The sequence below is a fragment of the Acinetobacter sp. ABJ_C5_2 genome (assembly GCF_044538485.1).
Lineage (GTDB): Bacteria > Pseudomonadota > Gammaproteobacteria > Pseudomonadales > Moraxellaceae > Acinetobacter > Acinetobacter nosocomialis_A.
In genome coordinates this window covers 42,484-56,130 of record NZ_JBIUCS010000019.1, presented here as the reverse complement: position 1 = coordinate 56,130, position 13,647 = coordinate 42,484, and the positions used below count along the sequence as shown (strand labels likewise).

Annotated in this window: 17 protein-coding genes; 7 read left to right on the top strand and 10 right to left on the bottom strand. The window is 36.2% G+C overall.

The window, feature by feature from the left end; translation table 11 throughout:
- The first annotated feature begins 436 nt into the window (after positions 1-436).
- The 4 genes from ACH8JV_RS14335 to ACH8JV_RS14320 all read left to right on the top strand — a co-directional run bounded on the left by ACH8JV_RS14335 (position 437) and on the right by ACH8JV_RS14320 (position 3,703).
- On the top strand, positions 437-1,330 hold the full coding sequence (locus tag ACH8JV_RS14335; protein WP_002049815.1) for an amino acid ABC transporter substrate-binding protein: 894 nt from the start codon (positions 437-439) through the stop codon (positions 1,328-1,330).
- Between the two features lie 93 nt (positions 1,331-1,423).
- Positions 1,424-2,266, top strand: a complete 843-nt coding sequence (locus ACH8JV_RS14330; protein WP_004709206.1) for an amino acid ABC transporter permease — start codon at positions 1,424-1,426, stop codon at positions 2,264-2,266.
- A 2-nt stretch (positions 2,267-2,268) separates the two neighbouring features.
- On the top strand, positions 2,269-2,946 hold the full coding sequence (locus ACH8JV_RS14325) for an amino acid ABC transporter permease (RefSeq protein ID WP_002049960.1): 678 nt from the start codon (positions 2,269-2,271) through the stop codon (positions 2,944-2,946).
- A 13-nt stretch (positions 2,947-2,959) separates the two neighbouring features.
- Positions 2,960-3,703 carry an amino acid ABC transporter ATP-binding protein gene (locus tag ACH8JV_RS14320; protein WP_002049786.1) on the top strand — a complete coding sequence of 248 codons (744 nt, stop codon included), beginning with the start codon at positions 2,960-2,962 and terminating at the stop codon, positions 3,701-3,703.
- A 53-nt stretch (positions 3,704-3,756) separates the two neighbouring features.
- On the opposite strand, the gene ACH8JV_RS14315 is transcribed toward ACH8JV_RS14320, so the two are convergent.
- Entirely contained in the window at positions 3,757-5,064 is a 1,308-nt protein-coding gene (locus tag ACH8JV_RS14315; protein WP_396521998.1) for a DcaP family trimeric outer membrane transporter, read from the bottom strand.
- Positions 5,065-5,408: 344 nt separating this feature from the next.
- On the opposite strand from ACH8JV_RS14315, the gene ACH8JV_RS14310 reads away from it, so the two are divergent.
- A complete protein-coding gene (locus tag ACH8JV_RS14310; RefSeq protein ID WP_002050132.1) occupies positions 5,409-5,879 on the top strand; it encodes an Lrp/AsnC family transcriptional regulator in 471 nt (156 codons plus the stop codon).
- Positions 5,880-5,923: 44 nt separating this feature from the next.
- Here ACH8JV_RS14310 and ACH8JV_RS14305 read toward each other — a convergent pair whose 3' ends face one another.
- The 3 genes from ACH8JV_RS14305 to ACH8JV_RS14295 form a co-directional block, all read right to left on the bottom strand.
- Positions 5,924-6,673: a YebC/PmpR family DNA-binding transcriptional regulator gene (locus ACH8JV_RS14305; RefSeq protein WP_263613538.1), complete on the bottom strand. Its 750-nt coding sequence runs from the start codon at positions 6,671-6,673 to the stop codon at positions 5,924-5,926.
- Between the two features lie 161 nt (positions 6,674-6,834).
- Complete coding sequence (locus ACH8JV_RS14300) at positions 6,835-7,380, bottom strand: 1-acyl-sn-glycerol-3-phosphate acyltransferase (protein ID WP_263613539.1); 546 nt, start codon at positions 7,378-7,380, stop codon at positions 6,835-6,837.
- A 208-nt stretch (positions 7,381-7,588) separates the two neighbouring features.
- Positions 7,589-8,149: a TetR/AcrR family transcriptional regulator gene (locus tag ACH8JV_RS14295; protein WP_263613540.1), complete on the bottom strand. Its 561-nt coding sequence runs from the start codon at positions 8,147-8,149 to the stop codon at positions 7,589-7,591.
- A 277-nt stretch (positions 8,150-8,426) separates the two neighbouring features.
- Between ACH8JV_RS14295 and ACH8JV_RS14290 the strand changes: the two genes are divergently transcribed.
- Together ACH8JV_RS14290 and ACH8JV_RS14285 are read left to right on the top strand one after the other, a co-directional pair.
- A complete protein-coding gene (locus ACH8JV_RS14290; RefSeq protein ID WP_396521996.1) occupies positions 8,427-9,290 on the top strand; it encodes a hypothetical protein in 864 nt (287 codons plus the stop codon).
- A gap of 404 nt (positions 9,291-9,694) precedes the next feature.
- Positions 9,695-10,975: a tyrosine-type recombinase/integrase gene (locus ACH8JV_RS14285; protein WP_396521994.1), complete on the top strand. Its 1,281-nt coding sequence runs from the start codon at positions 9,695-9,697 to the stop codon at positions 10,973-10,975.
- 215 nt (positions 10,976-11,190) lie between these two features.
- On the opposite strand, the gene ACH8JV_RS14280 is transcribed toward ACH8JV_RS14285, so the two are convergent.
- Genes ACH8JV_RS14280 through bet form a run of 6 tightly spaced genes read right to left on the bottom strand, consistent with a single transcriptional unit; the run spans position 11,191 to position 13,644 of the window.
- A complete protein-coding gene (locus ACH8JV_RS14280; protein ID WP_396521992.1) occupies positions 11,191-11,388 on the bottom strand; it encodes a hypothetical protein in 198 nt (65 codons plus the stop codon).
- The gene (locus ACH8JV_RS14275) at positions 11,385-11,597 is read right to left on the bottom strand and encodes a hypothetical protein (RefSeq protein ID WP_396521990.1); all 213 of its coding nucleotides are present in this window, start codon (positions 11,595-11,597) and stop codon (positions 11,385-11,387) included. Before ACH8JV_RS14275 ends, ACH8JV_RS14280 begins: the two co-directional genes overlap by 4 nt.
- Complete coding sequence (locus ACH8JV_RS14270; protein WP_396521988.1) at positions 11,594-11,929, bottom strand: hypothetical protein; 336 nt, start codon at positions 11,927-11,929, stop codon at positions 11,594-11,596. The genes ACH8JV_RS14275 and ACH8JV_RS14270 overlap by 4 nt, the downstream gene beginning before the upstream one ends.
- Positions 11,926-12,219, bottom strand: coding sequence for a hypothetical protein (locus tag ACH8JV_RS14265; RefSeq protein WP_396521986.1), 294 nt, complete (start codon positions 12,217-12,219; stop codon positions 11,926-11,928). Before ACH8JV_RS14265 ends, ACH8JV_RS14270 begins: the two co-directional genes overlap by 4 nt.
- Positions 12,216-12,854: a hypothetical protein gene (locus ACH8JV_RS14260; RefSeq protein ID WP_396521984.1), complete on the bottom strand. Its 639-nt coding sequence runs from the start codon at positions 12,852-12,854 to the stop codon at positions 12,216-12,218. Before ACH8JV_RS14260 ends, ACH8JV_RS14265 begins: the two co-directional genes overlap by 4 nt.
- Positions 12,841-13,644, bottom strand: a complete 804-nt coding sequence (bet, locus tag ACH8JV_RS14255) for a phage recombination protein Bet (RefSeq protein WP_396521982.1) — start codon at positions 13,642-13,644, stop codon at positions 12,841-12,843. The genes ACH8JV_RS14260 and bet overlap by 14 nt, the downstream gene beginning before the upstream one ends.
- Positions 13,645-13,647: the final 3 nt, after the last annotated feature.

Here is a 13,647-nt window from a genome sequence, read left to right as displayed (position 1 = left end):
ATTAAAACATTTATAAATATTATTTTGATGCTTTATCTTCTTTTTTATAAAAATAATCTGCCTCGGCCTAACTGTTTAATAAGTTTAATTTTTCTTTTTATCAAGATAGTAATCTTTTTCTAAAAACAGTTTTTAGAAAAATTTAAGCCACTTTATTGTGCATGTGTTTACATTGTAATCAATAATTGCCACATTTAAGTGTAAATAGATGAGCTTAATAATAGACAGAAGATTAAAACTTAGATTAAAGTAGAAACATGTGAGCAGTTTTAAAGGTATTAATTCTGCGAAACAGATGAATAATAAGTGAAGCAAATGGATGGAGTCCTGCTTGGAAAAGTTGGCTCGATAATTGCAATTTAATAATAAATCGCTCTATTTCTCTATAAGAATGATTCTTTAGACAAATAGAGAGAATGATCATCAAGGAGTTCTTATGAAACGTTCTGCAACCTCTCTCATTGTTTCAACAGTTATGCTTTGTACGGTTGGTGCTACTTCTCAAATTCAGGCAGCAGATACATTAGCTAAAATTAAAAGTACTGGAAAAATCGTTATTGGTCACCGAGAATCATCCGACCCAATTTCATACGTTGTTGGAGGTAAACCAGTAGGTTATGCAGTCGACATTTGTAACCAGTTCGCAAATGATATTAAAAAAGAATTGAAAATGCCTGGTTTAAAAGTTGAATACAAGGCAGTCACTTCATCAACACGCATTCCTGAGCTTTTAGCCGGCAATATTGATATGGAATGTGGTACCACTACAAACTCTAAACAGCGTCAGCAGCAAGTTGGTTTTTCAACGAACTACTATGCAACAGAAGTGCGTATGGCTGTTAAAGCCAACTCTGGTATTAAGAGTCTAGCTGATTTAAATGGTAAAGCAGTTGTAACGACTCAAGGTACAACATCAGACAAGTACATTAAAATGAATGAAAAAGGTCAGTCACTGAATGTACAAAACATTTATGGTAAAGACCATTCTGACTCATTTGCCATGATGGCATCTGGTCGTGCCGCAGCATTTGTAATGGATGACAATATCTTAGCTGGTCTAATTGCCAAGTCATCTACACCAAAAGCATTCGCAATTGTAGGGCCAGTACTTTCATCAGAACCTTATGGCATCATGATTGCAAAAGATGATCCAAAATTTAAAGCAATTGCTGACCGTACCGTAAATAATTTATGGAAAACTGGTCAAATGGACGCTTTATATAAGAAATGGTTCTTATCACCAATCCCACCAAAAAATACTAATTTGAACATGCAACCAAGTTCATCTTACAAAAAACTTAAAGCTCACCCAACAGATGCAGGAATCTAACCAGATCCTTTTGTCCTAAATTTACTTGTGCAAGTGTAAAACTTCATTTGCACAAGTGGTCTATTTTCTAAGATATTCATTTAAGGGGCAAACATGTCAGTCGGCTCGCTAAACTGGACTATATTCTGTGCGGAGTCTAATGAATATGGTGTCGATAAAGCCGCATGGGCAGAATCAGTTTGTAAAGTCATTGGTAGCTCTAGCTACAATGCCTATTCTGAGGCGCCCACATGGTTACAAATGTTAGGTTCTGGTGTCTTTACTATGGTATGGACTGCCGTTGTAGCCTTTCTTATCGCATTTTTATTAGGTTCTCTCCTCGGGGTAATTCGTACTTTACCCAATAAACCGCTTGCTTTTATCGGCAACTGTTATGTCGAAATATTCCGCAATATTCCTTTAATTGTACAGTTATTCTTCTGGGCTTTTGTATTCCCAGAGTTCTTACCAGATAGTTTAAGTGCCGGAAGTGGGGACGTCGTAGCAGGTGGTTGGTGGAAAAATATTTTAAATCATCATCCTGCTGTTATTGGTGTTTTTGCTTTGGGTTTATATACCGCAGCACGTGTTTCTGAGCATGTAAGAGCGGGGATTAACACTGTTTCTCGTGGACAAAAATTTGCAGCTTCTGCAATGGGTTTCACAACAGCGCAAAGTTATCGTTATGTGATTTTACCGGTTGCATATCGTACGGTATGGCCAACCATTACTTCAGAAGCAATGAACGTCTTCAAGAACTCGGCAGTTCTATATGCCCTAAGCGTTTTGAACTTCTTCGCTTATACCAAAACCATGCGAGAAGAAACTTCTCAGGACATTATCATTCTTATTCTGTCTACGCCGGTTTATTTAATCATTACCTACACGATTAAATTTGTGATGGCATGGATTGAAAAACGCATGGCTGTACCAGGTTTAGGTTCGGGAGGAAAATAAATATGGATTTTTCTCTATTACATAACCCTGATGTTATTGCTGCATTAAAAGAAGGTTTTATCTTCACGCTTACAGTAACGGTGCTTGCGATGATGGGGGGGATCCTGATTGGAACTCCATTAGCAATGATGCGTTTATCTAACAGCACCATTGCAAGTAACTTTGCGAAATTTTATGTCGATCTGTTTCGTGGTATCCCATTAATTCAGGTCATCTTTATTTTCTATTTTTTGTTGCCGAAAATATTTGAGTTTCAATCAGATACTTATTGGGGGCCATTATTTTCGAGTGTAGTGACTTTTGCTATTTTTGAAGCTGCATTTTTCTCGGAAATTGTACGTTCCGGTATTCAGTCTATTTCAAAAGGTCAGGTCAATGCAGGCTACGCTTTAGGGTTTACCTATGGGCAATCTATGCGTTATGTGGTGTTACCACAGGCCTTCCGTAATATGCTCCCAGTATTACTCACTCAAACTATTATTCTCTTTCAAGATGTGTCATTAGTTTATGTGATTAGTGCACCAGACTTCTTAGGTCGTGCAGATACATTGGCTAATACCTATGGTCCTGAAACGAAAGCAACATTCTACTTAATCGTCGCTGTGGTGTATTTCTGTAGCTCGTTTGTGCTATCGCAATTAGTCAAACGTTTACAGAAAAAAATTGCCATCATTCGCTAATTGGAGATTTTAAATGCCAATGATAGACATCCAACATATCTCTAAATGGTATGGTGATTTTCAGGTTTTAACAGATTGCACGACGAGTATTGAAAAAGGTGATGTCGTTGTTGTTTGTGGACCATCTGGTTCAGGAAAATCAACGCTCATTAAAACAGTAAATGCGTTAGAACCATTTCAACAAGGTGACATTATTGTTGATGGGGTTTCATTAAAAGATCCAAAAACTGATCTGGCGAAATTCCGTTCTCGTGTAGGAATGGTGTTCCAGCATTTTGAACTTTTTCCGCACATGACTGTTTTGGAAAATTTAACCATTGCTCAAGTGAAGGTGTTAAAACGTTCAGTTGCTGAAGCGCGTGAAAAGGGGCTTAAGTATTTAGAACGTGTTGGGTTACTTGCTCATAAGGATAAATTTCCAGGTCAACTCTCTGGTGGGCAGCAGCAACGTGTTGCAATTGCTCGCGGATTATCGATGGACCCAGTCTGTATGTTGTTTGATGAACCTACTTCGGCACTCGACCCTGAAATGGTAGGTGAAGTTCTTGAAGTTATGGTGCAACTTGCTCATGAAGGTATGACCATGATGTGTGTGACCCATGAAATGGGCTTTGCTAAACGCGTATCTAACCGCTTAATTTTCATGGATGAAGGGAAAATTCTTGAAGATTGTCCAACCAATGAATTTTTTGATAATTTAGAGGCTCGTCATGAGCGCGCTAAACTTTTCTTACAGAAAATTCAAGCCATGCACTAATACCATTAATAAAAAAAGAGCCTTTTGAAAGGCTCTTTTTTTACATCCAAATTTTAGAAACTATATTTTGCTAATAAATTTATGCGGGAGTAATCGCCTTTATCATTTGCAAATGTTTTGCGTTGGCCATATGTATATTCTGCACCTAAGTCAATGTTCTTAACAGGGTTCCAAATTAGGTTAACCAGTGCATTATAAATTTCTTTGTTATAGCTGGTGCTGATTAAATTGCTATTTGCATAGATGCTATCATCTTTATATTGAATACCGCCTATTGCAAAAGTAGAACGTAAGATCGGATTCCATTTACGTTGATAGCCAATAACTGCACTATCAAATTCAGCTAAATTAATATCCTGAGTTGTTGTGTCATAGGCATAAGCTGAGTTGCTATAAAGTAAATAGCGGCCATCTCCTTTAACATGATAATAATTAGCAACCAAGCTATCTTGAGGCGTTAAATCATATTTACCACCTATGCCGACACCCCAACCAAATTTTTCTTCAGAAGTGCTATCTTTGGGAGCTACACGGTTTTCATGAGCAAGACCATGTAACTGTAATAGGCCTTTATTATTTGTAGTTTTAAAATCATATCGTGCTGTTAAAGCAGGAAAGCGGCTTCCACCAGCCGCGTTACCAGCTTTCTCAACATCGCCGCCTTCTAAAGCAACTAATATTTTTTGTTGTGCATCAATAGGCTGAGTATAACGGACTTGTACAGTACGCGTTGTTCCTGTACCAATAGCGCCATTAAAATCTACTGTTTCTGGTGATGTATCTGTATTTACAAAAGGTGAAGTTGTTTGACCAGCTAACCATTTTCCTAAAGACATATAGGCATGGCGAACACGGAAGGTACCATTACCATTATCGCCATTTCCACCCATGAAATCGGCTTCAATTTTTCCGGTTAAATCTCCGTACTGAGTAGGTCGAGTGATGTCTAGACCAATTCTTGAAGTTGCAGCAGATACATTTAGTGAGTCTTGTTTCGGATCATCTTTATTTAATGGATAGTTAGCGCCATTTGAAATGCTGCCATTTGAACCTTTAAAGTCATAGGTTGCATCTGCACGGACACTACCATAAAGCTTAACTTGGGTTTGTCCATCCGTCATTGCCATCCAACCTGGTTTTGATACAGGAGGAGTAGCTGGTGCTACGGGAGTTGTTGCTGGAGCACTAACCGATAAAACTGTTTTTTGTTGATCAGATAGTTTCTGGACGAGTTGTTTCAACTCCTTTACTTCATCACGTAAAGCATTAACTTCTGCATCAGTAGCAGCATGAGCAGGTATAACTACACCTGTTAGGCTGACAGTACTCATCGCAAGAACTAAAGTTTTGATTTTTTTCACAAGCATTCCCCACATCGGATAAAGTTTTCCCGTATGTGCATAACAAAAACAGTGCCAACTTTTTAAAATTATATAAACTTATTGATTTTATTAAAGAAACTTTAGATTTTCTAAGATGCGATGGTCTTTCTTTGATGCATTAAGAGAAATGTTGAAGAGATATAAGATGATGAATGATTGCAAATGCGCTATAAACGTCATACCACTGCACAGTTAACAGGCACAGTGTTGAGTCAAGATATTGAAGTAAAGCTTAATTCTTTTTTTAATTGGGTTTGATTTTTTAAAGTAGACTTAGCTTTAGGATATACTGTTAACCTAAAAAGAGCTCATTGGAGAAAAGAATGGAGTTAGACCGTTTTGATAAACAAATTCTGGAAATTTTGTCTCATGAAGACCTGAATTTGAATGAGCTCTCAGAACGGATTAATCTTTCAGTTAGCTCTGTTCATCGCCGCATTAAGCATTTGATTGAAGCTAATATCATGGGGCAGCTTAAAAGAGAAATTAACTTTAGCAAATTGGGTTTTACCTTGCATATTTTGCTACAAGTCTCTTTAAGTAAACATGATAGTGAGACCTTTGATAAATTTCTTTCTGAAATTGAAGCGATTCCTGAAGTTACAAATGCATTTTTAGTGACGGGCCAAAGTGCCGATTTTATTCTTGAATTAGTGGCACGTAATATGGATGACTACAGCGAAATTTTATTAAGACGTATTGGTAAAATTGACAATGTAGTCGCTCTACATTCGAGTTTTGTCATTAAAGAGTACAATGTATTTAACTGTTATAACTTACTCAATAAACTATAAAAAAACGCACCAATCGGTGCGTTTTTTTAATTTCAATGTTTTGTTTAAGCATCTAATTGAGCTAAAACTTCATCTGAGAATTCAACGTTTGTATAAACGTTTTGAACATCATCAAGATCTTCAAACATATCGATCATTTTAAGAATTTGTTTTGCTTGGTCAATATCTGTAATTTCAGCTTTTGTTGATGGGCTCATCACAACTTCTGCGTTATCAGATTTTAAGCCTGCAGCAGCAAGAGCATCTTGAACTTCACCAAAAGTTTCTGGTGAGGTGATAACTAAAATTTCATCTTCTGAAACTTCAATATCTTCTGCACCTGCTTCCAAAGCAACTTCCATGATTTTGTCTTCTAAAGACACATCTTCAAAAGTAATTTCGCCACGTTTAGTAAATAGGTAAGATACAGAACCCGCAGTTCCTAAGTTACCATTGGTTTTACTAAAGCAGTGACGTACATCTGGAACTGTACGGTTAAGATTATCTGTCATTGTTTCAATAAGGACAGCAACACCACCAACACCATAACCTTCGTAAGTTACTTCTTTTAAATCGTCATTGTCTTCACCACCAACACCGCGTTGGATTGCACGGTTAATGGTGTCACGTGTCATGTTGACAGAAAGTGCTTTTTCGACAACAGCACGAAGGCGAGGGTTGCTAGCAGCATCTCCACCACCAAGTCTGGCAGCAGTCACAATTTCACGAATATATTTAGTAAAAACTTTACCGCGACTTGCATCTTGTTTAGCTTTACGATGCTTAATATTGGCCCATTTAGAATGACCCGCCATGGAAGTGAACTCCAAAAATTAAAAAATGCAAAAGTGCCAGAATATTATCATAGGCATGGTTTTCTTGAAAACTGTTGTCCTATGTTTTGTTAACCAATTAAGTAAGCTTAGAGGCCCTAAATTTAAGTAAAAAATAGTCCCTAAAGTTGTTACAGAAAAAATTAGTTAATCTTCACATCAATATCATATTGCGCGTAAAGTTCTTTAATTGTTTCAAGATCTTTTTGCAAATCGGAAGGGTAAATCTTACCTAAAATACCGCCTTTCTTTGTTCTTGCATTTGCATACATGAGTACAATTGGAACATTCGCAGCTTTTGCAATATGCCAGAAACCTGTACGAATAGGCTTACGCTCAGATCCATCTTTTGCACGAGTTGCTTCAGGGGCAATGACTAGATTGAAGGTCTCATTACTTTGAAATTTTTCGACCATTTGAGACACAATATCTTTGCTTGCTTTGCGGTCTACAGGAATGCCACCTAGTTTCTCAAGTATGGGCTTCATTGGCCCTTTAAAAAGCTCTTTTTTAATTAGCGTATGAATCTTTAAATCTAATATTTGAAACATAGCGATTGATAAGATCGCATCTAGGTTAGAAGTATGCTCAAACCCAATAATAACTTGTTTTTTCTCAAGAATTGTAGGATCTACATCATAGGTCCAACCAACTGCTTTGAAGATAGAATTGCCTAAAAACTTTTTCATAGAGACGTGGGAGACAATAAGGTTGCGGAATTCTAATATGAGTTGGTCTAAAAAGGTAGAAAATTATCAACATGTTAAACTTTATTTATTTTAATTTTTAAATTGAAATATTTAATAAAATTTATATTTATTAATATTATATTTTAACTCTCCAATAGAAAAATATATAATAAATCAATTTAAGGTAATCTTTTATATATTAAAAATACTATGAATTCTCTGTTTTAATTAAATACTCGATATATCTCCATTTTTTTACAGGATCAATCAATTCTTTATCAATGGTTCCATCAATAATAATCCCATCAATAATCGAGATGATGATATGAGTAAGCGGAGTAGGGTCTTTAATATCTAACTCTACTAATAAACTATTGAGTAAATTGATAAGCCAATTTGTATATTCTTGAAATGGTTCACGAATTGAGGTGTATTGTTTAGATACTTCAATAAATGCCTTCTTAAACAAGCAACCATTAAAGTTTTCGCTATTAATCCAGTCAATATACCAGTTAAAAATAAGATGTATTTTTTCAAGTGGCTCAGCATCTGGATGTAGATTTAATTTTTCATAAATTGAATTTTGTATATTAATATTTCGATGATGTAGACACTCCATGATTAAACTTTCTTTGGAAGGAAAGTATTTATAGAAAGTCATCTTCGCGACGTTTGATTCAGCAATAATTTTATCTACGCCTGTAGCGTTATAACCGATTTGGTTAAAAAGATCTAAAGCAGTATTTATAATATCTTCTTTTTTTGACATTACTGTTCCATATAGTTAAAACTAATTATTACTTTACATAGATTTTAAATTTTTAATCAAATTGATCATAATCAAAAACATAATTTGATTCAAGTTAATATTATAAAAATAATAAGCATTATTTTTAACTTTTTTTAAATATTCTATTTGATTTCGTATGATTTTAATTCTAATATGGATTTTTGATAAAAGGAGTTTTATTTTTGGTATAACTCTTTGTTTTTAAAATAAAATATGGAAAACCAAAGAACTTTAATAAGTTTAACGAGCGTGGATTATGCCTAAAAAATTTGAGAACTTTAATAATCCTAGGAAAAAGGCACTCGCAGGGATGAAACAAAGCATTTCAGCTGAACTTTGGGATAAAAATCTTAATTTTTTAACTCAATTAAGAGCGAAGATTGCGCAGCATCCGGTATCTCATCATCCTGCAATTGAAACTTTAAATAATGGAGAGATTAATAAAGAAAATTTAAAGCGTATTCATTTGGAATATCGCCATGCAATCGTACAAACATTCACAGATGCTTTATTAATGGCTCAGTATCAAACAAAGCAATTAGAGCCTAGATTGCATGCAGGGGCAAAAATGTTCCCACGTTTTCTTTTAAGTCTGAATATATTTGATGAGTTTGGATTTAGACCCGGAGCTGACCGAGATGGTTACTATCAGGGAAACCCTGAATATGCTCATTATCCATTATTCGAAGATGTGCTTAATGATTTTGGAGTAACGGAGGAAGAGCGCCAAAGTTATAAGCCAACAAGCATTGCATATCAAGTAAGAGAGTTTTTAGAAAACTCTTACAACGACTATAAAGCTGTTTCCGCTTTACTGGCAGTAGCAGAAGAAGAAGTTATTTTATATAGTCCGCCTTTGCGAAGAGCAACCAGTGCTGTCGGTATAGAGGTCGAGGGCGGTGGGTATTACCATGTTCATGGGGTATCCGAAGATGAAACTGCTGAGGCAGCAGATGATGATCATGAAGAAGATTTATGGTTTATTTTGATGCAAGCTTGTACAGAAGAAGACTATGTTCATTTAGAAAACTTATGTCTTGAATATTGTGATTTATGGGAAAAGTTTTGGGATATTCAAATGGAAAACTCGAAATCAATTCCTAAACAGAATTTGGCTTAAGAATATATCAAATAATTAACTCAATAATTTATAACAATCATAAATACTAAAGGGAATGTTTAAAAATATGGAAATAGGTAAAGATCTTTTAAAGTTTAAGCGACCAATTTTTGAATAATGTAGTGATATTCGGCAGTATATTTTTAGATGCCTAAAATTAAAGAACCCCAAAAACTGTAGGTTTTTGGGGTTTGTATTTGGTGGGCCCACACAGACTTGAACTGTGGACCAACGGATTATGAGTCCTACAATAAAAGTATTTATTACTGTTGATCATTACTTATTAAATTTATTTAATTTTAGTTAAAACAGTTGCTTACTAATATTTGGTATTGATTAGTGTTGACTATTATTGAATTAATTTGCTTACATACTGCTTACACGTCGCCCATGTAACCCCCTTTATGAAAACTAAGTTCACTTCCGTTAAAGTTTTAAAATTTGATCCACCAGCTGAAGGAAAGAACCAAGTTTTCTATTGGGATAGTGATACACCGAGCTTATCCGTTAGGGTAACACAGAATGAGAATAGATCTTATATCTTTCAAAGTCGGGTATCTGGAAAATCTATTCGTATAACTATCGGTGGCGTTACTGTTTGGTCCTTAGATGATGCCAGGAAAGAAGCGAGAAGATTGCAACAACTCTGTGACCAGGGCATTGATCCAAGACGGAGCAAAGCTGAAGAGAACGAAAAGAATAGTGAATATTCAGATTTCCAAGAGCAAAAGAAAATTAGATTTGAGACAGCCTATTTAGAATATGTAGAGGAAAATAAAACAGCGTGGAGTGATCGTTATATTGATGATCATTACACATTAATACATCGTGGTGGCGAAAAGAAAAAAAGAGGTTCAGGTTTAACTATTCCTGGTGTATTGGCCTCATTATTAGATAAACCATTATATGAAATTAATGCTGAATTTATTATTTATTGGCAAATTGAAGAAGCCAAAACCAGACCTACTCGCGCTGCATTAGGATTTAGAACATTAAGAGCATTTATTAACTGGTGTATGGAACATGAAGTTTATTCACAGATTGTTAATGAGGAAGCTCATAAATCTAAGCGCGTACGTAAAGTTGTTCCTACAGTAAAAGCTAAAAAACAGGCAATACAAAGAAATCAGTTAGCTACTTGGTTTAAAGCAGTTAATGATTTGCCTAACATAATGCATAGAGCATTTTTACAAATAACCATACTAACTGGCCCACGCTCTGAGTCGATGCGAGGGCTTGAATATCACCTGTTAGACTTTAAATGGAAAACTATAAAAGTATGGGATAAAGTCGATCAAGATTATCGAATTATTCCAATGACAAGATATGTAGAAAAACTACTGTTGAGCCTTCCTAAGCATCCAGAATCTAATTATGTTTTTTGGTCTACTCAGTCTGATTGTGGATATGTAACCGATGTACGTAAAAAATACTATCAACATCTAAAAGAGAAGGGTTTACCGCGTTTTACCATCCATGATTTAAGGCGTTCGTTTAGTAACTTAACAGAGTGGCTAGATGTTCCAGCAGGGGTAGTAGCTCAAATCATGGGCCATAAACCAAGTGCGACCCAAGAAAAGCACTATAAGGATCGACCAGTTGATTTACTTAGAATTCATCATCAACGAATTGAAGATTGGATCTTAACTGAAGCGGAAATATTAGATGAAGAAAAAGGGGCCTAAGCCCCTACAAGATTTCGGAGATCGGTTAATCGCCAGCGCGCTCCGTTTTTTGTCATGACTGGAGTTAAATCTCCACACCCGCGGCTAGCCCAAACTCTTAAAGTGTTTGGTTTATATCCGAGAACTTTAGCAGCATCGTTCGTACTAACTAAACTTGCACCAGAATCTATAAGTTGTTGTAACCTCTCTTCTGGACGTAATTTTAATACTCCCATTTACCCCTCCTTACTTTCCGCTTTAACTTCTAATTGAGTGCCTTCTGGGTCTATTCCAAAGTGTTTGCAAATCTGGCGCGCTTTCGCTGACCCTGGGCCTAATCTGCAAACATGCACCCAATTGGCATCATGCTTACGTTTCTTGGGCGCATTTTGAAGTGCCATATAATAAAGTTGCTCAAAGTTGAGTTCACTCATTCCACCCAACCTCCTAAATCTAAATAGTTTTCACTCCAATCATTAGCGCAATCAGAAATAAACATTTCCTTTTGCAGTTCATCCATTGCATTCCAGTCATCTTCATCAATGAATTCACTAAGAGGGTAGAAATCTTTCTTAGTGGCATTTGCAATACCAATTGCCATATGGAATTGAATTTTTAAATCTTTAAATGCTTTTTCACTCATCCCTCAGCTCCCGATTCGCTTTTAACTAACTTCTCAATAAATTCTGCTAATTCATTAGCTCCAACAACAAATTCCTCTCCATCTAATTCCATTGCCTGTATAGACTGAACAGCTACCCATGATTGAATTTCATTGATAGTTTGATCTGGCACCGCCTGAGCTTTGGCTTTTTCAAGCTCTGCTTTGAGCCTCTCAATCTTTGCTTTTAGTAGATGTTTTTCCCAATAATTTTGAATCTCATCATTAAGATAAAAACCGTTGGAATCACGCTCGATTAAGTGCTCTGCTAAATCACTCTCAAACTCACTTCTTAACTTATTTAAATCTGTCATGCTGCCACCTGCTGATAACTAAGTTGATTCATTTTCGCCATGCCGCGCATACGCAGTTGATCAACAAATTGTTTGTCTCTATTCATCCAAGCTCTGCAAAATGATGCGAATTTCTTTTGACATACTTCATTCATTGCAAAGCCATGTTCAGTTTCTTTAGTTGAAATCTTTGCCACTTCATTGCCTTTCTTAAGCACAATGAAACCTTTCTTATGTGATGGATAGAATCCGTTTTCACTCATCCAAACAGTGAAGGGGAAAGACATTGTGTCGGGTATGAACTTCATCATGCTGCCACCTCAAACTTAAAGCCTTTCTTGTCTAAGATTTCGCAAAGTAAGTCTTGGCAAATCTCAGCGCGTCTAATTAGTTGTTTTTCACGAGTTGCATCACGCTCTTTGTAAAACATGGTTACTCGTCTTTCTGGTGGAATATGACCAACCACGTGCCAGTCAATGTTCTCGTACTTCTTAATCAGATAATCAGGCGTATCAACAAGGGTGTAAGCAATTGCAGATCTATTCATATCCCGATTTAACATGTATGTATCTAATTGCCACTCATACAACTTCTTATCACCAGCCTTAATCTCAATTGGGAATGTTTTTTTTGAATAAGCCGATTTGATATCAATAATGATGTCTTCCTCTTGCTCGTCTATATCCCATTCACCTGTGAATAAGTCAGTTGTGATACGTGTCTTATTCTTCACATAAAAGTTGCCAGTCACTTGATTAAGTAGGGCAATGCTCTGGTCTTCTACAACTTTCCCTTTCTCAATTTCTGGTGTAGTTAATTCAGGTTGCCAATCTAAAAGGATCTGGCTTGCTATCTCATAAATATGTGATAGCGCGCCTTCTGGTATGGTGTCTTTTTCAGGGTAAGCCATAAGCTTACCAACACCCGATGCTCTAAACGGGATCATGTTCTAAGACCTCCGTTTGTGTTTGTACATAATTGAGTTGTTCTTCACTCAAGTTGTAGTGGTGTTTAAGTGCTTCAATATCACTTTTACCATTACGAATTTTTTGAATGGCTTTCTCAATTTGTTCTTCTGTGAGAGTCGGGCGATTATCAGCAGTATCTGGCGTAACATCCTTAATAGGTTGACCACTTTCAGCAATACGTTCCGCTTCATCTTGATCGTGAATACCAACAAATCCAAAAGCCAAACGTGCACATTGAATAGTTGCTTTGTGACGCAAGAAGCGAGAAGGATGGCTCTGCCATGGTCCTTCAACAACATATCCAGTTTTTGACTTGAAAGGTGCGCGATAACACTCGGCTAAATACTCACGAACAACAGTAGGGTGGTCACGGTCTTTACGATAGATAATGCATTCAACCCATTCAGGTGCAGCAACTTTCGCGCCTTCCATTTGAACCATATTTTCTGAAAACTTAAATTCCATACCATTAAAATTAGAGTTTCCGTTAATAATTCGAGACCAACCATCTACGCCAACAACTGGAATAATCCCTTTGTTTTTATCTGGAAAAGCGTAGATTTCTTTAGTCCATGGGTTCAACTTGTATTGACCAGCAACAATCAAAAGAGAAGCCATTTGTGCATCAGTCGCAGGTGTTTCAGTACGGAAAGCTGTTTGAATCAGAGTTTCTTTTAACTCTTGTGGATTAACATTTACCAAGCCAAGAGTTTCAGCAACGTTTGCAATCTGTGTAGTAATAAGTGTTCCGTTTACTGGCGCATTCATAAT

What these genes read in the sequence shown, in the direction of transcription:
- ACH8JV_RS14300 (WP_263613539.1), bottom strand. Translation starts at nt 7,380, where the DNA reads ATGAAAAAGTTTTTAGGCAATTCTATCTTCAAAGCAGTTGGTTGGACC.
- ACH8JV_RS14270 (WP_396521988.1), bottom strand. Translation starts at nt 11,929, where the DNA reads ATGACAGATTTAAATAAGTTAAGAAGTGAGTTTGAGAGTGATTTAGCA.
- ACH8JV_RS14290 (WP_396521996.1), top strand. Translation starts at nt 8,427, where the DNA reads ATGCCTAAAAAATTTGAGAACTTTAATAATCCTAGGAAAAAGGCACTC.
- ACH8JV_RS14325 (WP_002049960.1), top strand. Translation starts at nt 2,269, where the DNA reads ATGGATTTTTCTCTATTACATAACCCTGATGTTATTGCTGCATTAAAA.
- ACH8JV_RS14285 (WP_396521994.1), top strand. Translation starts at nt 9,695, where the DNA reads ATGAAAACTAAGTTCACTTCCGTTAAAGTTTTAAAATTTGATCCACCA.
- ACH8JV_RS14320 (WP_002049786.1), top strand. Translation starts at nt 2,960, where the DNA reads ATGCCAATGATAGACATCCAACATATCTCTAAATGGTATGGTGATTTT.
- ACH8JV_RS14265 (WP_396521986.1), bottom strand. Translation starts at nt 12,219, where the DNA reads ATGATGAAGTTCATACCCGACACAATGTCTTTCCCCTTCACTGTTTGG.
- ACH8JV_RS14275 (WP_396521990.1), bottom strand. Translation starts at nt 11,597, where the DNA reads ATGAGTGAAAAAGCATTTAAAGATTTAAAAATTCAATTCCATATGGCA.
- ACH8JV_RS14295 (WP_263613540.1), bottom strand. Translation starts at nt 8,149, where the DNA reads ATGTCAAAAAAAGAAGATATTATAAATACTGCTTTAGATCTTTTTAAC.
- ACH8JV_RS14280 (WP_396521992.1), bottom strand. Translation starts at nt 11,388, where the DNA reads ATGAGTGAACTCAACTTTGAGCAACTTTATTATATGGCACTTCAAAAT.
- ACH8JV_RS14305 (WP_263613538.1), bottom strand. Translation starts at nt 6,673, where the DNA reads ATGGCGGGTCATTCTAAATGGGCCAATATTAAGCATCGTAAAGCTAAA.
- ACH8JV_RS14310 (WP_002050132.1), top strand. Translation starts at nt 5,409, where the DNA reads ATGGAGTTAGACCGTTTTGATAAACAAATTCTGGAAATTTTGTCTCAT.
- ACH8JV_RS14335 (WP_002049815.1), top strand. Translation starts at nt 437, where the DNA reads ATGAAACGTTCTGCAACCTCTCTCATTGTTTCAACAGTTATGCTTTGT.
- bet (WP_396521982.1), bottom strand. Translation starts at nt 13,644, where the DNA reads ATGAATGCGCCAGTAAACGGAACACTTATTACTACACAGATTGCAAAC.
- ACH8JV_RS14260 (WP_396521984.1), bottom strand. Translation starts at nt 12,854, where the DNA reads ATGATCCCGTTTAGAGCATCGGGTGTTGGTAAGCTTATGGCTTACCCT.
- ACH8JV_RS14330 (WP_004709206.1), top strand. Translation starts at nt 1,424, where the DNA reads ATGTCAGTCGGCTCGCTAAACTGGACTATATTCTGTGCGGAGTCTAAT.